Origin of the sequence: Paenibacillus nitricinens (assembly GCF_052056485.1) — a bacterium.
GTDB lineage: Bacteria > Bacillota > Bacilli > Paenibacillales > Paenibacillaceae > Paenibacillus_AQ > Paenibacillus_AQ nitricinens.
In genome coordinates this window covers 3,021,212-3,041,211 of sequence record NZ_CP183948.1, presented here as the reverse complement: position 1 = coordinate 3,041,211, position 20,000 = coordinate 3,021,212, and the positions used below count along the sequence as shown (strand labels likewise).

Annotated in this window: 22 protein-coding genes; 4 read left to right on the top strand and 18 right to left on the bottom strand. The window is 42.8% G+C overall.

All coding sequences use genetic code 11. From position 1 onward, the window contains the following. Position 1 precedes the first annotated feature (1 nt). From ACN6KS_RS13445 to ACN6KS_RS13420, 6 genes are all read right to left on the bottom strand, one after another. Complete coding sequence (locus ACN6KS_RS13445) at positions 2-796, bottom strand: DUF3221 domain-containing protein (RefSeq protein WP_440962192.1); 795 nt, start codon at positions 794-796, stop codon at positions 2-4. A 75-nt stretch (positions 797-871) separates the two neighbouring features. Continuing rightward, a complete protein-coding gene (locus ACN6KS_RS13440; protein WP_280786043.1) occupies positions 872-1,975 on the bottom strand; it encodes a Gfo/Idh/MocA family protein in 1,104 nt (367 codons plus the stop codon). Between the two features lie 20 nt (positions 1,976-1,995). Next, complete coding sequence (locus ACN6KS_RS13435; protein ID WP_440962191.1) at positions 1,996-2,718, bottom strand: ThuA domain-containing protein; 723 nt, start codon at positions 2,716-2,718, stop codon at positions 1,996-1,998. Between the two features lie 25 nt (positions 2,719-2,743). Continuing rightward, a complete protein-coding gene (locus tag ACN6KS_RS13430) occupies positions 2,744-3,904 on the bottom strand; it encodes a Gfo/Idh/MocA family protein (RefSeq protein ID WP_094874172.1) in 1,161 nt (386 codons plus the stop codon). Between the two features lies 1 nt (position 3,905). Then, positions 3,906-5,015, bottom strand: coding sequence for a LacI family DNA-binding transcriptional regulator (locus tag ACN6KS_RS13425; RefSeq protein ID WP_440962190.1), 1,110 nt, complete (start codon positions 5,013-5,015; stop codon positions 3,906-3,908). Positions 5,016-5,117: 102 nt separating this feature from the next. After that, positions 5,118-5,993 carry a LysR family transcriptional regulator gene (locus ACN6KS_RS13420; protein WP_440962189.1) on the bottom strand — a complete coding sequence of 292 codons (876 nt, stop codon included), beginning with the start codon at positions 5,991-5,993 and terminating at the stop codon, positions 5,118-5,120. A 128-nt stretch (positions 5,994-6,121) separates the two neighbouring features. On the opposite strand from ACN6KS_RS13420, the gene ACN6KS_RS13415 reads away from it, so the two are divergent. Then, positions 6,122-7,015, top strand: coding sequence for a DMT family transporter (locus ACN6KS_RS13415; protein WP_094874170.1), 894 nt, complete (start codon positions 6,122-6,124; stop codon positions 7,013-7,015). A gap of 77 nt (positions 7,016-7,092) precedes the next feature. Here the strand turns inward: ACN6KS_RS13415 and ACN6KS_RS13410 are convergent, their stop codons facing one another. From ACN6KS_RS13410 to ACN6KS_RS13385, 6 genes are all read right to left on the bottom strand, one after another. After that, positions 7,093-8,592, bottom strand: coding sequence for a DHA2 family efflux MFS transporter permease subunit (locus ACN6KS_RS13410; protein ID WP_440962188.1), 1,500 nt, complete (start codon positions 8,590-8,592; stop codon positions 7,093-7,095). A gap of 249 nt (positions 8,593-8,841) precedes the next feature. Further along, the gene (locus tag ACN6KS_RS13405; protein ID WP_440962187.1) at positions 8,842-9,591 is read right to left on the bottom strand and encodes a stalk domain-containing protein; all 750 of its coding nucleotides are present in this window, start codon (positions 9,589-9,591) and stop codon (positions 8,842-8,844) included. A 126-nt stretch (positions 9,592-9,717) separates the two neighbouring features. After that, positions 9,718-10,482, bottom strand: coding sequence for a M15 family metallopeptidase (locus ACN6KS_RS13400; protein WP_218832625.1), 765 nt, complete (start codon positions 10,480-10,482; stop codon positions 9,718-9,720). Between the two features lie 45 nt (positions 10,483-10,527). After that, entirely contained in the window at positions 10,528-11,433 is a 906-nt protein-coding gene (locus tag ACN6KS_RS13395; RefSeq protein WP_440962186.1) for a hypothetical protein, read from the bottom strand. A 67-nt stretch (positions 11,434-11,500) separates the two neighbouring features. After that, positions 11,501-12,826: an FtsW/RodA/SpoVE family cell cycle protein gene (locus tag ACN6KS_RS13390; RefSeq protein ID WP_440962185.1), complete on the bottom strand. Its 1,326-nt coding sequence runs from the start codon at positions 12,824-12,826 to the stop codon at positions 11,501-11,503. After that, positions 12,823-13,155, bottom strand: a complete 333-nt coding sequence (locus ACN6KS_RS13385) for a PadR family transcriptional regulator (protein ID WP_179281746.1) — start codon at positions 13,153-13,155, stop codon at positions 12,823-12,825. The genes ACN6KS_RS13390 and ACN6KS_RS13385 overlap by 4 nt, the downstream gene beginning before the upstream one ends. 230 nt (positions 13,156-13,385) lie before the next feature. Between ACN6KS_RS13385 and ACN6KS_RS13380 the strand changes: the two genes are divergently transcribed. Both ACN6KS_RS13380 and ACN6KS_RS13375 read left to right on the top strand, forming a co-directional pair. Then, positions 13,386-13,919, top strand: coding sequence for a PadR family transcriptional regulator (locus ACN6KS_RS13380; RefSeq protein WP_440962184.1), 534 nt, complete (start codon positions 13,386-13,388; stop codon positions 13,917-13,919). Between the two features lie 58 nt (positions 13,920-13,977). Next, positions 13,978-14,796 (top strand): SDR family oxidoreductase, encoded by an 819-nt coding sequence (locus ACN6KS_RS13375; RefSeq protein WP_094874164.1) that lies wholly within the window; start codon positions 13,978-13,980, stop codon positions 14,794-14,796. Between the two features lie 162 nt (positions 14,797-14,958). Here ACN6KS_RS13375 and ACN6KS_RS13370 read toward each other — a convergent pair whose 3' ends face one another. After that, positions 14,959-16,413, bottom strand: a complete 1,455-nt coding sequence (locus ACN6KS_RS13370) for a DHA2 family efflux MFS transporter permease subunit (protein WP_094874181.1) — start codon at positions 16,411-16,413, stop codon at positions 14,959-14,961. 50 nt (positions 16,414-16,463) lie between these two features. Continuing rightward, a complete protein-coding gene (locus tag ACN6KS_RS13365; RefSeq protein WP_094878284.1) occupies positions 16,464-17,033 on the bottom strand; it encodes a TetR/AcrR family transcriptional regulator in 570 nt (189 codons plus the stop codon). A gap of 162 nt (positions 17,034-17,195) precedes the next feature. On the opposite strand from ACN6KS_RS13365, the gene ACN6KS_RS13360 reads away from it, so the two are divergent. Further along, positions 17,196-17,630: a DUF4395 domain-containing protein gene (locus tag ACN6KS_RS13360; protein WP_076298904.1), complete on the top strand. Its 435-nt coding sequence runs from the start codon at positions 17,196-17,198 to the stop codon at positions 17,628-17,630. A gap of 6 nt (positions 17,631-17,636) precedes the next feature. On the opposite strand, the gene ACN6KS_RS13355 is transcribed toward ACN6KS_RS13360, so the two are convergent. The 4 genes from ACN6KS_RS13355 to ACN6KS_RS13340 form a co-directional block, all read right to left on the bottom strand. After that, complete coding sequence (locus tag ACN6KS_RS13355; protein ID WP_440962183.1) at positions 17,637-18,170, bottom strand: hypothetical protein; 534 nt, start codon at positions 18,168-18,170, stop codon at positions 17,637-17,639. Positions 18,171-18,273: 103 nt separating this feature from the next. Next, positions 18,274-19,149, bottom strand: a complete 876-nt coding sequence (locus tag ACN6KS_RS13350; protein WP_440962182.1) for a serine/threonine protein kinase — start codon at positions 19,147-19,149, stop codon at positions 18,274-18,276. Between the two features lie 22 nt (positions 19,150-19,171). Continuing rightward, positions 19,172-19,684 (bottom strand): GNAT family N-acetyltransferase, encoded by a 513-nt coding sequence (locus ACN6KS_RS13345; protein WP_440962181.1) that lies wholly within the window; start codon positions 19,682-19,684, stop codon positions 19,172-19,174. Beyond that, positions 19,681-19,950, bottom strand: coding sequence for a PQ-loop domain-containing transporter (locus ACN6KS_RS13340; RefSeq protein ID WP_094874158.1), 270 nt, complete (start codon positions 19,948-19,950; stop codon positions 19,681-19,683). Before ACN6KS_RS13340 ends, ACN6KS_RS13345 begins: the two co-directional genes overlap by 4 nt. Positions 19,951-20,000: the final 50 nt, after the last annotated feature.

The window sequence follows — 20,000 nt, the reverse complement described above, 5'->3', positions numbered from 1 at the left end:
ATTATTCCGTAGCAGCAAGTTCCATCCGCCGCACACTTGCTTGCGCAGGAAAGGATTCAGCCACCATACCAGTACTCCATAGCTTAATCTGCTGCCCTACTTTCAAATCCTTAAAATGGATCGATTCCCCAGCTTCATTGTACATTTCAGATTTCTCATTAAATGAGAACCAGTAAGAGGGCTCTTCGTTTCCAGGCTCCAGAATCAGAATCCGCTTCGCCTGTTTGGTATCGATATCTACGATTTGACCTATTACATGTGGTTCGCCTATCTCTGAAATGTCGTAAGTCAACATATCGGAAGCGAGCCATTTTTCTATCTCATGTATGGCTGTTTCAGCATAATCAGACGGTATTGTAATCGTTACTTTATTACCAATCGTATCCACACTGGAACCGTATAGATTAAGCTTCTGGTAGAGTTCTTGTTTATGCAAAAGCTCCTGTGCAGCTAATAACTCTTGCATCGAATATTTAACATCATGGAGCTCATAAGTACCTGCCGCGAAAGTCTGAGCAAACCGCTGCTCAATCTGCGAGTTCAAACCCACTATATTGATATGAACCTTATTATCCTGTAGATAGATATCTCCGTTAGGAATCTTCTGAGCAGATAGGAAAGCTTTAACCGCTTCAGGATCTTCTATTCCATCGCTCGCAGTACCCAAGATATCTGGAGTTGCAGTAATTGCAGCAGTTGGAGCCGGCTCCTTGTTCGATTGTTGATCTTCTGAACAACTACTTATAAACAGGATAGCAGCAGAAATCCATATCCAGCCGCTAATCTTGATCCGCATCCTTTTCACTCCCTCACTCTTTATTTTCTCAAACGGAGATTGGAAGTGATAGGTTGCAGTAATAGAATGATTTCTCTAATCCAGTGTATAAGGAGCGAGCCCAATCGGAAGCGCTTCAGGACGAGTGCAGGTACTCTCCATTTCGTAGAATGAATGACCATCTGAAGAATCATGGAACGCCCACATCGCTTCTAGTACATGATAAGCCAATTCTCCACTAGCGCGGTGCTGTCTTCCCGTCCGAATGGCATAAGCTATATCCGCTGGACCAATTCCACGAGTATTTTGATCATATCCAGATAACAGTGGTTGCTCCGTCCATTCATTCTCACCCATAAGCCGGTATTTCACCGGACCTCCAAAATTATTAGGATCCGGCACTTGAATCGTTCCAAGTGTTCCATAGATTTCTATATGCGGCAGGTTACTTCCGCCAAAGATATCAAAGCTAGTAATCAGCGTTGCTATGGCTCCATTCTCAAATCTTAATGTTCCAGCTACATGGGTCGGTATTTGCACAGGAATTTTATTCCCCAATTTCTTCTCACTTGTAATCGTGCGTTCTTCCAGCGCTTTTCCAGTCATTCCGCTAACCGTACGAATAGGTCCGAGCAACTGCACCAATGCTGTCAAATAGTACGGCCCCATATCGAACATGGGTCCTCCACCTGCGGCATAATAAAATTCAGGATCTGGATGCCAATGCTCATGTCCACGGCCCATCATAAAGGATGTAGCTGCAACAGGTTCGCCAATTACGCCCTCCTCGATCAGCTTCAATACGGTCTGAATGCCCGATCCGAAGAAGGTTTCCGGTGCGCTGCCCACAAGCACGCCTTGTTCACGAGCAGCAGACAGAACTTGACGTCCTTCTTCTCTCGTCACAGCCAGCGGCTTCTCAACGTACACATGTTTACCCGCTTCAATGGCTTTCAGGCATACCTCCGCATGAACAGCTGGAATCGTCAGGTTAATTACAATCTCTATCTCCGGATCATTCAGTAACTGCTCTGTGGTATAAACGTTAGGAATATTGTATTGATCCGCTTGTTCCTGTGCTCTAGCCAAATCTAAATCAGCACACGCAACTAGATCCAAGATCTCGAACTTTTGACAATTCTCCATATAGATACTACTGATTTTACCGCAGCCAATAATTCCGACTTTGACTTTATCCATTCGTTGATCGCTCCCACTGTTTATTGACTGTCTGCCATTCCGCTATAGCTGGTACTTACCGTTGAAAGATTGGATTGTGTAAGGGCTTTGCCTTCAGCCGCCCATAGCAGTCCTCTGCGCATCATTTCCTTTACCTGTTGCATAGCTACAATATCCGCATGATGACCAAGAGAATTATAATAAACTCTGCCGAGCCCCCAACGTTTTGTCCAAGCTACCGGCATATCTACAGCTTTATTGTACGAATGAGGACCTTCTACATCTGGGAAACGAGTCGTTGCTAGTATTTCTACAGCTGGATCTACATGGAGATAATATTGCTCCGAACACACGCTGAAATCTTCTAATCCTTCTACCAATGGACTTGAGCTTTGACGAATCTCGACAGTATAGTTCACACCGTCATTGCCAGGATGAGCTACCCATTGCCCTCCCGTCATAAACTGCCAATCTACATTATTTCGGAAAGAATCACACATCCCACCATGGCAACCTGCAAGCCCTGTCCCTTGCTGCACAGCAGCCGAGACATTGTCCACCAGCTTCTGATCGATTGTACCCATCGTCCATACCGGAACGATCAAATCTAATCCAAGAAGCTTATCCGCATCGGCAAAAGCCTCAAGCGTGTTCGATACCTCCACTTCAAACTGTTCCTCTTGCAATACCTTAGCGAAGATATCAGCGACCTGTTCAGGCTCATGACCCTCCCAACCGCCCCATACAATCAATGCTTTTCTCATCTTCAGCACGCCTCCTTATGATAGATTACATCTCAGATAAATCGACCCAGCGGCGCTCATCAATAGAGCGTTCTACAGCTTCCAGCACAGCTTGACATTTCACCCCATCATGGAAATTAGGAACAGGCTGACGTCCTTCTTCAATCGCGTTGGAAAGCTCCAACATCTCGTGAATAAAGGTATGTTCAAACCCAATCGTATGACCCGGCGGCCACCAAGCCTCTGCATATTCATGCGCAGGATCTGTAGCCAGCACGCGCCGAAAACCCTGTACATCCTCAGCGTCTGAAGTCAAATAGACTTCTAATTCATTCATCCGCTCGAAGTCGAATTTCACACTGCCAAGACTTCCGTTGATTTCAAAGGAATTGGTAGAGCGATGACCTGCTGCGAATCTGGTTGCTTCAAAGCTACCCATGGCACCATTTTCAAAACGGGCTAAAAACAATGTGGCATCGTCAACGGTAACCTTACCCTTTGGGGCATCCTTATCACCTTTGGCGCTTAATCCGGTCATTTCAGCGGCGAGTGGGCGCTCTTTTATAAAGGTCTCACTCATGCCGATTACTTCCTTCACGTCACCCACTAAGAAATGTGCCAAATCAATTAAATGCGCACCTAGATCTCCATGTGACCCTGAACCTGCAATCTCCTTCTGCAATCTCCAAACTAACGGGAATTCCGGATCTATAATCCAATCTTGCAGAAACCAAGCCCGAAAATGATAGATCTCCCCCAGCCTCCCGCTCTCTACAAGCTTCTTAGCCAGTCTAACCGCAGGTGAAAAGCGATAATTAAAACCAACCATATGTGTAACCCCTGCATCTTCAGCGGCTTGCAGCATCTCACGGGAATCCGCCAAGGTCAACGCGAGTGGTTTTTCACAAAAAATATGTTTACCAGCTTTGGCTGCTGCCAGAGCAATCTCCTTATGTGCGTTACTTGGAGCATTTATATCAATAAGATCGACATCCTTACGGGCGATCAATTCCTTCCAATCCGTTACACAATCCGCCCAACCTAACTGAGCGGCAGCTTCCTCAAGCGCTTCAGGATTCCGTCCACAAATCACAGACATTTCAGGTTTAAGCGCTTTCGGGAAAAACATTGGCAAACTGCGATAAGCATTACTATGCGCTTTACCCATAAATTTGTAACCGATCATTCCAATGCGAAGCTGTTTCATCTTATTCCTCCTTAGGATTCATAATTATGGATGAAGCTCGAATAACTAGTTCTGTCGGTAGTTTAATCTGGATGACTTGGGAGGATGATGAGGTTTCTGAGAGGCTATTCCCCAGCAATTCTAATACCTTAGCCACAGCGATTTCACCTAGCTCATAAAAGGGAACTCGCACACTGCTTAAGGCCGGTGTAGTAAGCTCAGCGGCATCTGAATCATCATATCCCACGATAGCTGGAATATGATCCCTTGGGATACCTAGCGCCTGCAAGCCTTGCTGCAATCCAATGGCCATTCGATCATTGGCGGCAACAATTGCATCAATCTCATTCAGCAGAGGTAACATCTCCTTAGCAGCCATAACACCGCTTTTACGACTGAAATTGCCTTCGAATAAAAGCGATTCATCCAACGGAAGGTTAGACTCCTCCAAAGCGCGTGCATAACCCGTTAAACGATCTCGGCTGTTCGAATAAGATGCTGGCCCGTTTAGAAAGGCAATTCTTGTAAAGCCCTGATCCAGTAAGTGCCTGACCGCTTGCCAGCTTCCTTCGACATGATCAGCATCCACCTCGTGAAAAGCTTCTTCTTCAAAATGCTGATTAATCAGGCAAAATGGATAACGTTCCTCCTTCAAACGACGAAGTGAATCCAGCTCACCAGGCTCTTCTTTGGCACCGAGTACAATGCAAGCATCGATCTTCCGCATCTTAAACAAACCGCAATAATCCATGGGCTCCTCGGCATTTCGAAAGAGCATTAGCAGATCATAACCCTCTTCTCGCGCCTTACTCCCAATTCCACTTAATATTTCAGAAAAATAATAAGTGGAGAACAAGCGTGCATTTGGCAAATAAGGCATTACTACACCAAGGTGCCCGCTTCTTCTACGAGCAAAGCTCTGCGCGAGTGAACTAGGGGTATATCCCAGCTTGAGCGCAGCTGCCAACACACGTTCCTTCGTTTCTTCCTTGAGCGGACCTACGTTGTTTAACACACGAGAGACTGTGGCTTCTGAGACTCCGGCAAGCTCGGCAACCTCTTTACGGCTGGCGATAGAAATCCCTCCTACGAAAGCGTATTCATTTAGATGTACGCGCGTACATTCTCTCATGAACCATGCCCTTCGTCAACCCTATTTTTGGATATTTATTAATAATAAATCCCCTGAATCGAATCAGGGGATTGAGAGCATTTGAATTGGATTACTAACTATTCAGGGATTCCCCATCAACCACGCTTGCACATGCTTTAGGAATTTTCTAGTAGCAGGGGAAGCGTATTTCATGGAGTGTACAGCGATTCCAAGCGATCTAAAACTTCGTTCCTCCAATTCAAGCATGGTTACATTATAATTCTGACGCGTTAATACCAGCTCTGGCAAAATACTAATCCCAAGCCCCTTCTCCACCATTGCCATAATGGCATAGTCATCACCCGCTGAAAACTTAATATTCGGTTTGATGCCTGCCTTATCCAGCACACGTCTGACATCATAATCTGAACCTGCCTTCGGGATGATGAAATCCTCCTTCGCAATTTGGGATAATGACAGAAACGGCTCTGCGCTAAGCGGGTTATCTTTGGAAACGATACCTAACATCCGGTCCTTTTTTAAGGGAATCACTTCGAACTTCTCACGGGTAGGCAGAGAAATAAAACCACAGTCAACAACTCCGGCCTCAATCCATTGTTCTACCTCTAAGTAACCCCCCTCCATTAACCTAATTTCTATATAGGGGAATTCACTGCGGAATTGCTTAATCATCCCTGGCAGCCAATGTACGGATACACTGGTAAACGTCCCAATGGTAATGGTCCCGACCTCTAGCCCATGAATATCCGCTACTTCCTGCTTCAATTGTTCATTCCACTTTAGAATTTCACGGATCGGCTGCAGTACTTGCTCACCGTTGACCGTTAATTTAACCCCAGATCTATTTCTAATTAATAACGTGAAACCAAACTCCATCTCCAAGCTGCTAATCGTGTGGCTAATCCCAGATTGCGTAAAGCCCAGCACATCTGCTGCTTTGGTTAGGCTCCCCAGCTCCACAACTTTTAGAAAAATCTCATACTTATTAATGCTCAACCTCTATCCCTCACCTTTATAAGTTGCATAAGTTTTACTCATGTATCCTATGATAAACATTCAGTTACCTTATGTATAGAGCCGTATTATAATATGTTGAGTTGAAGATAAAGAAGGATGATGACGAGATGAAACCGCTCAAAGCTGAGCTGCTGCTGTTAGTTGTAACATTATTTTGGGGCTCCTCCTACATATTTATGAAAATGGGTTTAGGTACATTAGGCGAATTCAATCTGATTGCACTCCGCTTCGGACTTGCTTTTATATTAGCCACAGTGATCTTCCACAAACGATTAAGACAAGTAGACATCAAAACAATAAAATATGGTGCTCTACTCGGATTCTTACTCCTCGGCGTGTTCACATGCATAACCTTCGGACTGAAGACTACAACAACCTCCAACGCTGGATTTTTAGTTGCCTTGACGGTCATTTTTGTACCGATATTAGATCGAGTTATTTTCAAAAAGAGAATCGCATCTGCGCAGGTTTTCGGCTCCATACTCGCTATAGCTGGAATTGGACTCCTTACCTTAAACGCAACCCTATCGATTGGGCCAGGTGACTTCCTTTGTATTCTTTCGGCGGTATTCTATGCGGTACAGATCTTATTTACAGGCAAGGCTGTAAAAGAGTGTGATTCTCTGAATATTGGAATCTTACAGTTGGGTTTTGCCGGAGGCTTTGCTTTAGTGTTATCTGCACTGTTCGAGACACCTTCGCTTCCTTCGACTTTACCGGCATGGATTGCGATCCTCGCACTTGGGATTCTCTGTAGTGCCTGTGGCTTCATCCTGCAACCCATTGCTCAAAAATATACTTCCCCATCACGCACCGGACTGATCTTCTCCCTTGAGCCGGTATTCGCAGCGTTGTTTGGCTATTGGTTCGCCGCAGAAAAGCTATCGATGCAAGGATATGCTGGCGCAGCCCTTGTTCTACTGGGGATCGTGGCCTCTGAGCTGCTGGGTAAATTGTCTCTAACCCCAGCGTTGGTTCAGAAGAAACCAGAACATCTATAGATAGATTCTCTAATACAAAAAAGGCGTCGTCAGCTAGGCAAGCTGAACGACGCCTTTTTATCATCTAATCTTATGAATTAATGCCCCATCATCATTGCTGCATCCGCCTTCTGGCCTTCTTCGGAGGAGGAATCACTCGAAGAAAGCTTAGGCTTGCGCAGAATAATCGACATCAATACTCCGACTACAGCAATACAGCCAGACAGGAAGAATACATCATCGAAGCCTAGAACTGCAGCTGTCAAAGGATTGCTCCCTGCTTCCAAAGCACCCATATGCACAGTGATTTGACTGGTCAGATAACCCGTCAAGCCTGCTACAGCAAAGGCCACAACCACCTGCTGTGCCGCTGCGGTAAGCGATGTAACACGGCTCACTAATTCACGCGGTGCTGCATTCAGAACATGTGTATTGAGTGGCATCATCGCTATACCCATTCCAAATCCTAATAAACCAAGATACGTCATAATTAAGTTTAGACTAGTATTTATCGTAATTCCTGACAGTAGGAATAAGGTAACCGTAATAATGCTCAGACCCACAAAAGCCAGCGGTCGTGCCCCTATCTTATCAAACAGTTTGCCGCCAAGCGGCATGCCGATTACACATGCTAAAGCTTGTGGAAGCAGTATTAATCCCGTTTCTAGTGGTGTATACGCCCGAATCTGCTGTAAGTATAGCGGCACGAACAGCATGGAACCAAACAATGCGGCCTGCATGACCCAAGTTAAAATAATGCCGCGGGTGAAATCTGAGGAGCGAAACACGCGCAGATCCAGCAAAGGCTGTTTATGCCGCAGTTCAACGATTATAAATAGAATTAGTGCAACGCCCCCAACAGATAATCCGAGGATTGCCGGAGTCGATGACCAACTATTCGCTCCACCTTCATTTACTCCATAAGCTAGCATTGAAAACGCAATCGGTGCCAGTATTATGCCTAATATGTCGAGGTTGCCTTTCCCAATCTTCTCCGTCCTAGGTAGGTACTTAACGCCAAGAATAATACCAACAATCCCAATCGGCACGTTGATCAAGAAGATCCAATGCCAGCTAACGTATTCAACAAGCCATCCGGACAAAATTGGGCCAAGGGCAGGAGCAAGCAACATGGGAATCCCTAACATCCCCATAATCGACCCTCTTCGTTCTGCTGGAGCTAACTTAAACACCATAGCCATCCCAATAGGAGCTACCATCCCCCCACCAAGTCCTTGGATCACACGAAAAATAACAAGCTGCGAAGAAGTTTGAGCAACGGAACATAACATGGAGCCAAGAATGAACAACGTGAGCGTCACCAGAAACACTTGTTTAGAACCGAAGCGATCCGTCATCCAGCCTGCGAGCGGTATTACAGCCGCTAAAGCTAATGTGTACCCTGTAATCGCCCACTGAATCGTTTGGAGATCGGAACCGAAGTAGTCCACGAGCTTGGGAACTGCTACATTAACCACCGTACCATCCAGAATAACCATTATCATACCGACGATAATTGCAAGAAGCGGGGGGATGATAGCTCTTAGCGAGAATGGCTGTTCTTCTGTGTGGCTACTCCCAGTTATTGATTTTGTCATCCAGTGCTCCACTCTTTTCTCTAATTTAGTTAAATGCTTTAACGATTATTTCAAATTTTAATTTACCTTCGATGAAGGCGAAAGTCAACAAATAAAACCCTTTTTTACAATAAAAATACATTGTATTTACGTTCCTCTCAGAATGTTAATCCAATCAAAAAAGACTATGCATGGTCCCCTTAAGAAATTTCCTTAAGGAACGTACGCATAGCCTGTTGTGCCTGAAACGGTATCATTAATATTCTTTCACTAAATGGAAGGAAGGTTTCCCTTTAATTCAATAATCTTACCAGACTTATTAAGAACAAACTCCAGAGAGGCTTCAGTCACAGCAAAGCCAAGTACACATTGTATGGACACTTGATCTTCTTTTTGACTACTTTCCGTAGACTTTATGCCATGATATGTACCTGCTCGTGCCGTAAATTCAGCCCAATATTTCTGTAAACCCGGGACGGAAAGCGAACGCTTCATTTCATCACTAAAGAATCGATTCTCTAATTCTTGAAATTGTCCAGTGCTTAGCAATCCAGCGATCACACTTGCTGTAACCTCAGGCGCATAAACTTCCACTAGATTAGCGTCAGCATTATAGGAGGCAACTAGTCCTATGCTAGTGAAAAAAGAGAGGGGAACATATAAGTGTTCCTTCTTAAACACAACATTATCCTTAAATTCTCTTTTCTCTTTATCATTAATGGTAATATGGTCGTCTCCTACCTTATACTCAATCTTTTGTTTGACTCCAGTTAAGGTAATGGTGTCCGTGCTTTTTTGATAAGTGGTTTGATATTTCAAGACGCTTGTTGCTTCTCGAAGGGGAATCATTACCGTAGAACCGTTAGGATAGGCTGAATATTGATCTGCTTTTAGAACCTGACCGTTCAAAACTACCTTTACTTCACTTACATCTGCCCAAGCTGTAGAATAGGTAGTTCCTCCAAATCCATTTACCAATAACAGTACACTTAGCACTACAACAACCGCGATTTTGTTCATCCGTTCGAAACCTCCCTTTTTTTGACTATTAGTATTATGTGCGTTTCCAGCATCTGCTAATCCTAATGGTAGTCAAGCTCAACAAAAAAAGTGAATCGGTTCTTACATGGACATTCAAGTTCTAGGTTATTCCACTTTGAAGTCAAAGTATTGTTTAGGATAAGGTTCCTTCGTCAATGTAAAATGCCACCATTCCTTGCTGTAAGGTTTAAATCCCTGTTGTACCATTGCCTCTTTGAGGATCGCGCGATTTGCTTTCTGAGTCTTGTTGATTAAGGGTGTATCATAATAGGAGATGTCTCCGAAAAAATCAAACGGGCTGCCCATATCTACTTCGGCTCCCGTTTCTTTATTTACGATCGTTAAATCGATGGTGCTACCTCTGGAATGGCCTGATTTTTTAGCAATAAAACCAAGTTTAAATAGATTACGTTTATCCAGTCGCGGATAATATTGCTGTTTCATCTTAGTATCTGCGGCATTCTGCGACCATCTTACAAAATGATTCACCGCCGTCTGCGGGCGATAAGCATCATAAATTTTAAGAATATAACCTTTGTTCGCTAAATCCTCACTAACCGCTTTTAAAGCCGTTGCCGCTGTCCGCGAGAATATTGCTAAAGGCGCCTTATAACCATCCATCCGCTTCCCAACAAAATTGTTGTCCCCGTAGTAACGAATCTCATATTGTGCCGTAGGAATCACTTCATCCAAATAGACAAAACCTTGCGGTAAATGATTTTTCTTCGCAAGTTGCATCTGCTGCAGCACGGAGTCCGTTGAAGAACCGACATAAGCGGCTTCTGCACTACCCATAAACATACTGTTTGTCCACAACGACAGCACAACTGCGAAAACTGCGATTCTTGTTCTTCTTGATCCTATTCTCAATTAATCCAGCCTCTTCTCAGGTGTTGTCTTCACATACTCTAATAATTACGAGTTTACGGTTTCAACTAGAAATTTTTCTATTACTGGAGTGAATTTATTATTCGTGGAATTAAGTAATTGTAGTAGCTTTTCTAAAATCGAAAGAATTCTAGTATCAACCTTGCTATTTTTTAGTGCATTTTCATACGCCTTTTTTACTTCTGGCTTGATAACTTGCTCATCATAGTCGTATGCAGGTGTATTACTTGTTCCATATAATAAGCGAGACGTTGCAATAAGAAGTTCTTTTTGAAGAGCGGTTGAACGGTTAGAAGCAGGATATTTCGTCACAAAATCCTCTATTGCAAGCGCTCTACTCGTTAACTCGGTCCAACTGATTACTATCGCTGCATCAGATACACTCGGTTGATTAGATTCGGTGGCCATGATGTCAATATAAGCTGCGATGTCCTTCGTAACAGAAGGCTTAAAGATCTTAAATCCCTCATAATGCATCACCGGATAGTACATGCCCTCACTGGTCTCCAGCTTATATCCCTTATCTCGGCCTTCAATTAACACATTGCGTACGTTGGAATCGTTGATCGTATTAAGAAGTGCGGTAAAGGTTAGATTTTTGTTTTTGGAAAAAGCACTATTTATCTCTTTCTGCACCTTGTCCGGAAAAACCTTTTCTGAGTATACAATTAAATGCGCCTTCTGTGCATTCTCGAGCTGAAGTGTCATCTGAGTCGCTGTCCAGGTATCCACTTCTTTGATATGGTTAATTAAATAATTACGTGCGTTAGCAAGAGATGTCGGCTTCTGTACATACTGCTGAAATTGATTATAAACGCCTGCAGATTCCGTTGCCGTGGCGGCAAGTACTGGCTCTATGCCCCAAGTACTTAATCCCGTCACTGAACCAATAGTTATAGCAATACTTAATAAGCTTGCTTTTTTCCAGTTCAATCCATGACCTCCTTTTGCCATATGTGTAATTGTACTTAATATATGGACATACGGGAAGATCCTGAATCTAACCTAGTACTGTATTCTCTTGGACGCCTCCAATATCCTTCCTGCGATAAATGCCCATCAAAAGTCCAATGGCAGCATATTCAAACCACACATGACTCCCATAGCTGAGGAACGGAAATGGAATTGATGTCAGCATCATTCCCCCGCTCAAAACAGCAAGACCGTAGGCAAATCTTATCGCAAGAAAAAATGCTAAGCCAACAACAAGTGCTTGTCCGTAAGGTTCACGAATCGCTCGTATCGTTGAAAGCAGCTTAATCAAAAGCCAGGTTATAACAGCTGCCAGAAGCAATCCACCCGCCCAACCAAAGCAATGGATCAGATAGACTGGCAACATATCAGAGTAGACATACGGCAGCTTTTGTTCTATTGATCCGAACCCGTGACCCCACCACCCTGCTGAACTTAAAACTTCACGCATGACTTGATAAATATACCCATAACCTTCCGGATCTAGAGATGGGTTTATAGCATTTATGAATCTAGCCAGCAAGTAGTCACTTTTAATAATAAAAATCAGTCCAATTATCAAAAAGAACCCTAACAACACGACACTCTTTAACCAATCGCGAATAATCCATAAATACAATACGATTGAATAGGCAAGATACATCACTAACTCTGGAAGAGCATTTAAAGAGAGGAGAAACAAAGCGGGTAGTAACAGAATACCTACTTCGAACAACCCACTTCGCAAAGTTTTCTTGTTAGCTGCTTCCCTACGATTTACTAGAATCCCTGTTAGAGCGACAATCAGCATAAAAGGACGATAGGATGTCATATCAGGTAAAATCAAGAAAATCCTAGGACCATAGTTCATGCCATTAACTTGAGTCCCCCATAATATGCTCACTAAAATACCTATTAAGGAAGTACCATATAACACCCAAGAAAGTCCCTTTAATCTTCTGAAATCAATGAAGTACAATCCAAACATTAGAACAATTCCAATAAGTATATTAATCGACTGCCGTCTAAGCGCATTATCTAAAAAAGAACCTTTAACAATATCACTATAGCCAGCATCCACAGAGCCCATTCCGATCAAACTAATCGCGGACAACAAAGCTATAACGACAAACAATCCCCAAGGAACTCGTGGTTTATGTATTTGATGAAGTTCCCTCCCTAACGTTTGCGGATTTCCCATTTGTGCAATTGCCCAAGCTATTGCTTCATCTCTAGGCATGCCAGTCGCTTCTTTTTCACAGATTAATTCTTCCAGATGATTAGCTAATTCTAGACGTATCTCGGGGTGAGTTTTTTTCGCTTTAATCTCTGCACATACTTTATCCAAAAATTGCTGCTGCCTCTCTTTCATCATATACCACCCTCTCCCAGAACAGAGTCAACTGCCCCTTTAAACAAAACCCATTCCGCCCTTTTCTCCTTGAGCTTCTCTTTACCTTCATCCAGAATTCTATAATACTTACGCTTCCTTCCGTCTACCTCCATCCAATAAGCTTCCACCCAACGTTCGCTTTCCATCGCATGAAGAATCGGATACAAGGTTCCTTCTTTCAAAGCAAAAACACCCTCTGATCTCAGCTCCAGCTCTTTGATCAGCTCATAACCATATAATGGCTTCTCCAGTAAAAGAGTCAGAATCAACGTGCCTGTACTGCCCTTCAGCATTTCTTTACTTACTTTCAACGGTCTACACCTCCTGATCTCTAAACTCCATTGCCTACATCTGATTATCACGAATATTATTTAGCCTGTTATACCTAGGACAACTATACATCGTAAATCTATGTATGTAAAGTAGTAGCATAGAATGACAGTGATATATATTCGTTAAATATATATTGACTCAATATATATTGATCTGATATATTGTGATGGCGATATACAATTTTTTCTAACTACTAGGAGGTTTTGTTTTGAACAGTCAGGACGTTATTTTAGGCATGCTTATGAAAGAATCGAAGACTGGTTATGAAATAAAACAGTTATTGGAGGATGTCTTCTCTAATTTCTATAGTTCTAGTTATGGAACGATTTATCCCACACTTGCTCGAATGGAAAAGGAGGGTTTGATCACTAAGGAAAATGTGCAGCAGGAAGGTAAGCCTAACAAGAATCTTTTAAACATCACGGATAAAGGAAGAGATAGTTTCAATGCCTATTTACAAGCCCCACTAGAGGCAGATAGTATCAAGAAATCTGATTTTATGATGAGGCTATATTTTGGTGAGTTTGTTGGGTATGACAAGGTGATTATTTGGTTGAAGCAAGCCCAAGAAGAATCACAAAATAAGTTAGACCAATTACTTGAGCAGCATTTGCTCCATAAAGATGAAATGCATCCAGCACAGATTATCTGTATCCAAATTGGCATAGAAGAATATAAAGCAAAACTCAGAATCATCGCCGATGGTTTGTTAAACATGGAGCAGTTAGTGCTTACGAAGTAAGTTTTGTACGTACCAAGTGAAGATGTAACTCTCAGAAAACTTTTAGGAGGAATTGTTAATGAAAACAATTTTTATAACGGGTGCTTCGTCTGGCATTGGGAGAACTACAGCAAAACATTTTGCTGAAAGAGGATGGAACGTTGTAGCAACGATGCGTTCACCTGAACAAGAAAGTGAACTTATTACACTTGATAATGTATTGGTTTTACAGCTTGATGTTGAGAAGGCAGAGACGATTCAACCTGCGTTAGCGGAAGCAATTAAGCATTTCGGTAAAATTGACGTCCTCCTCAATAATGCGGGTTATGGAACAATGGGACTTATTGAGGTAGCGACAGATGAGCAGATCAGAAGACAGTTTGAAGTGAACGTATTTGGACTTATCAGTATGACTAAAGCCATCTTACCCCACTTTAGATCTAATCAAAATGGTTTGCTGATCAATATTTCTTCTATGGGAGGGAAAGTAACCTTTCCTACGATGTCTCTGTATCATTCAACGAAATTCGCCGTAGAAGGTTTTTCTGAATCCGTATCTTATGAATTAGCATCACAAAACATCAAAGTAAAGTTAATTGAACCCGGTGCTATTCAGACGGACTTTGGTGGAAGATCGATGGAGTTCTTTTTTAATGAGGCATTAACAGATTATAAGCCCTTTACGACTGCATTTTTAGGTAAGCTGGGTGAGATGGAAAAACAACCTGACTATGCTTCACCTCCAGAAATCGTTGCGGAAACCATATATCAGGCCGCCACAGATGGGACAAGTCAATTCCGGTACATCGTTGGAGAAGATGCAAAAATGCTCATTCATATGAAAGAAACTACAGATGAAGAAGAGTATCTGACTAATATTGCCCAGCATTTTTCTTAAAAAGAAGTTAGGTGGAGGCCGCTTCTCTGTATGCTACCAGGGAGAGGCCCTTCTTTCTTGTTGTAGGCAAAAAAAGTCCCCTCCGATCGACAGTGATGAGTCCATAAGTTCATGAACTTTCACCACTATCTAGCGTAAGGGGATAACGGTTTACCTTATTTATTAATGCATTGAAGTATTCATTTTATGATTCACAACTACTCTTTTAATGAAGAAAGCAAGTATTAGTCCTACAATCGCCATACTCATTCCGAAAATAAAAGCATTTTGCACGCCTTGCGTGAACGCAGGCAACATATTCGCTGGATCGGCAGGATCGGCCACAGTTTTCAAATAATTCTTAGAACCTGCGGACATAATGCTGACCGCTAATGCGGTACCGATCGCACCAGCAACCTGCTGCAGCGTATTCATAATCGCTGTTCCATCTGGATATAATTCTAGCGGCAGCTGGTTAATTCCGTTGGTTTGTGCAGGCATAAATACCATCGACACACCAATCATAAGGGTACTGTGAAGTACGATTACGAATACGACCGTAGAAGCTACAGTAATACTGGAGAAGAACCACAAGGCAGCCGCTGCAATAGTTAGACCCGGAATAACGAGCCATTTCGGACCGTACTTATCGAACATACGACCCATGATCGGGGACATCAATCCGTTAATAATCCCCCCTGGAAGTAGCAGCAAGCCTGCCTTGAACGCTGTATATCCTTGACCCTGTTGAAGATACATCGGCAGAATCAACATGGATGATAGGATAACCATCATACAAATAAATACCATAGCCACACCAATGGAGAACATCGGATATTTAAATGCTCGCAGATTAATCATAGGCTGCTTCATCTTCATTTGACGCAAACCGAATAGTAAGAGTGATACCACACCTACTACGATAGCTATGATCACTTTTGGACTTCCCCAACCAGCTTCTTCACCGGCGCTACTGAAACCAAACACGATTCCACCAAATCCGATTGAAGATAACACTATGGAGAGAATGTCAATCTTCGGCTTCGTAACCTTCGTTACATTTTGCATGAAGAGGATCCCGAATATCAATGCGATCACCAGGAATGGCAGTGACAGCCAGAAGATCCAGTGCCAGCTAAGGCTTTCAATTAGAAGACCAGCAATAGTAGGACCGATCGCTGGCGCTACCATGATAACCAACCCAATCATCCCCATTGCAGCCCCACGTTTTTCAGGAGCAATGATGATAAGGATGGTATTAAACATTAGTGGTAATAGGAGCGCAGTACCCATTGCTTGTACCACACGAGCTGTTAATAGAAACTCAAAATTAGGTGATACTGCAGCTAGAAACGTTCCAAGTATTGAAAAACATAATGCAGCAACAAACAACTGTCTAGTCGAGAACCACTGAAGGAGCATTCCCGAAATTGGGACTAGAATCCCCAGTGTAAGCAGATAAGCTGTCGTCAACCATTGTGCTGTTGCTGGAGTAATTTGAAGGACATTCATAAGATCACTTAAAGCTACATTTAGTGCGGTTTCACTGAACATTCCGATAAATCCTGCAAGTAGTAATGAGACTAAAATCGGAATGGTTTTAAACTTCTTTACTTCATTTTGTTGCTTTCCTTGCATAGTTGCTTCCACTCTTAATCCTCCTGATATTCTTATCTATTTTTCTATATCTAACCAAGTATTGCAGGGATAATCTTTGCCGCCGCGAGAAGCGGTTGTTCATCCCTTAAAGTCAGCGTCTGAAGAAGTGCTCCTTCAAATAATGAGACTATTACTGAAGCCTTATCGGCTGCAGTGTTGCTCTCCACACCTTCTTCCAGAAGGCGTTTCTTGATCACATCCTGCAAGTCCATAAACACAGATTTACATGCAGTCCGCAGCTCCTCACTAATACAAGAGGTCTCCGCCGCTAACCAAAAACTGAACGGAACAATCCCCTCGAATGAGGATTCTACTGCATCTTTAGCCATTCCTAGAATGAAATCCTCCATCGCTTCAGCAGCATTATTGCCACTCACCAAATGATGCTTAATCTTCTGAGCAACTATTTCACCAATTCGGTTAATGCATGTTAAAACCAGCTCTTCTTTGCCGTGGGGGAAGTAATAATAAAGAGACCCCTTCGGTGAATCGCTGTCTTTAATAATCTGATTTAGGCCTGTTGCATGATATCCCTGAGAAAAAAATAATTTCGAAGCGGTGTGGAGAATCGCCTCACGCGTATTCGGCTTGTTCGACAAGCTGACACTTCCTTTGTATTATAACAATTGGTCTATATAATAGAACCATATTTTAAAGAGATATGTCAACATATAAATTACTTAAATTCAAAGTAATCTACTTCCCATTCCCTCAACCTCAGCGTATACTATAATTATTCCAATGAGAAAGGTGTGAATAAAATGCAAGACGTGCCCAAAGGAATTCCACGGCCATTAGTAAAGACTAATCAGGCGTTTATCGTCATTTCTGTAATATTGACATGGCTAACAGGCCAGCACTGGATTCTTGCGCTGCCCTTGTTTGCCGGATTGCTCGGACTGTTGTTCGGTTATAATCCCATCATTAAACTGGCTGCTAAGTTTCTGACAAAAGAACGTTCGCACTATGTACTCGAAGACTGGTCACAGCAACAGTTTAACCAAACGATTGCTGTCTTCTGCCTCACGGGTGGTCTGATCAGCTTCATCGCGGGCTGGACGATTGCTGCCTATATTTTCACAGCGCTTGTTGCAGTGGCAGCCACTGTAGCCATTCTTGGTTTTTGCATCGGATGTTTTATCCATTATCAGTGGAGAATGTACAATTATAGACGTAAACAGAGCAGCACGCATTAAATCTGTTTACTTTTTCTCTTCTCCAACGACATCCCACCGATGCCGAAATTTTAGTAGCCTTGGATGTAGTGATGAAGGTGCTGATGGCAACAATAACCGAATCTTTACAATCCACTCTTCAAAAGAGGAGTAAGACGCAAACTGATTCGCCAGCTCAGGTGTTAAATACAAAAAAATCGGCGAAGGATAGATTTCTGCAAGATGCCGAAGCGCAGAATCAAGGGGAGTATATTTTTTTCGCTTCCCCTCCAAACTCTCTATCGTGATGAAGCTAAGTCCTTGATCCCTCTTCCATTCATGCAGCCGGTCCTCACGCTTATAATAAGCGCTCACCGGCTCTTTGGTCATCCGTCTCACCGTTTCTTCATGAAGCGGATATAGCACTAGCTTAGTGAAACGCCGATCGGTGGCCGTTTTTGCCGCGATTACAAGCTCCTGATCTGTTATATGTTCAAAAGAATCGTAAAATACTAATGTCCCTTTACGTTGTTCAACCGGTGGCTCATAGCCGTAGGGAACATGTTGAATGTCTCTCCTCAATGAAACCCCTCCTGCTTGTTCTATTTATAAATCATATCATGTGACAATAGCAGGGCTATCATTCTTATCTTGCAGTTGAAGCAGTTCTCACTTCCCACCCGCCTCAACAATCCCCTGCTCTATCCCAAGCTAATTTAAATTCCGCTACACTCTGATACCGCTGCTCACGCTCCAGGCTAATCGCCCGTAAAGCAATATCGTAGTGCGCTTGGCTCGCTTCCCATTTTGCAAACGACCGGTCGGAGGCTCCTCCTAATAGAACAAATGCTGTTGCGCCCATATTGAATACACTGGTAACTTCATCAATCGGTGCATCCAAGATAAACTCTTCCGGTGACTTGAATCTGGATGAACCCCAGAAGTTCTCTCCCAGATCATTTACAGTTGGCTTAGGTCTATAAAAATCAATATCACAAATCCTTGTTTCATCGTTCGCGAAATTATAAAGAATACTTCCATCGTAAAAATCGACAGCGACATAACCCTGCAACTCAACATGTTCATGAAACGCAAAAATTACGTCTAAGGACACTAAACGTTTTTCAACAGATAATTGCTTATAGCGGTAAAAAGGCGATTCCGGATGATTCAACTTAGCTTCTCCCGAAAACAGCCAATGCGAATGTAAACATTCACCTTCAAACCATTCAAACACCGCTGCATATCCCGCTCCAACTTCAAAGTGTGACACCAGATTGATCAGCGATTTAGATTCAAGTTCATTATACAACGGAACAGCTTTAATCAAATTATCAACTGCATCTGAGGGGTTCCCATCATAAGTCAAAGGCTTCGCTCCAGCAAATTTCACAAAAACCTTCTGACCCTCCTTCTCCACCCCAAAAGAAAGATTTCCCGAGTCCTGCTGATCGAACACTTTGAACACCCTGCCAAGTTTAGATAACCAAGCAAAATCACAAGGCTCTTGCAATTGAAAAGTTACTGCATCGATTTCGTATGTAAAATATTTTTCGCTCAAATGTACCTCCGCATTTACTAACCTAAGTTAGCTCTATTTTCATAAAAATTCCGGCGATGATTGTTTCATGAGGACCTGTTCTTTTGACAATTTCATACGGCTTAAATCCTAACCTGGAGTATAATAACATCCCTTTAGTATTCACATTATGACAAACCAGATGTAACTCTTGAAGCTGTAAGTCCTCTTTAGCAGCAGCAAGCATGGTACGAATCAAATACTCCGCGGCTCCCTTACCTCTATAATCTGGTGAAACAATAAGATTTCCTAGCCAATATAAATCTTGTTCTTTTTGGTAATATAAATTGGCGTATCCAATGACTTGGTCTCGTTCATTTAAGATCACAGTTTGCTTTTCCCTGTCTTGTGCAGCCTGCTCTAATTGGTCAGAAGTAAGCGGATATTCCAGCTTAGGCGACATAAAGAACACTTCCATTGAATCTTTAGGAAAAGCACATATTGTGGCATAGTCCGCAGATGCGGCTTTTCGATAACTGTACGTCATTCCGTTTCCTACCTTCTTAACTTCAATCATGATCTTGCTCGATATTTAAGCACTAGAATAATAACCAGCAGTACAACACATAAGGACATCGTATTCGTAATCAAAAATGCTAAACCTACCCCAGTAACCGCCAAACTGATCGCATAAGCTTCCATAAGACTAATCCCAAGCAGCATAAGCAAATACGACTTCAAATTTAAATCGGCTACGGATTTGGACTTCAAGATCTGAACAATCTGAGGAATCCATCCTACTGAAAGAATCACTCCACCTATTAATTGCATGATTGCAAACATAAGAGCACCTCCACGGATTTTATTACTGTTGTATTCCGGGCGGCTCCGTC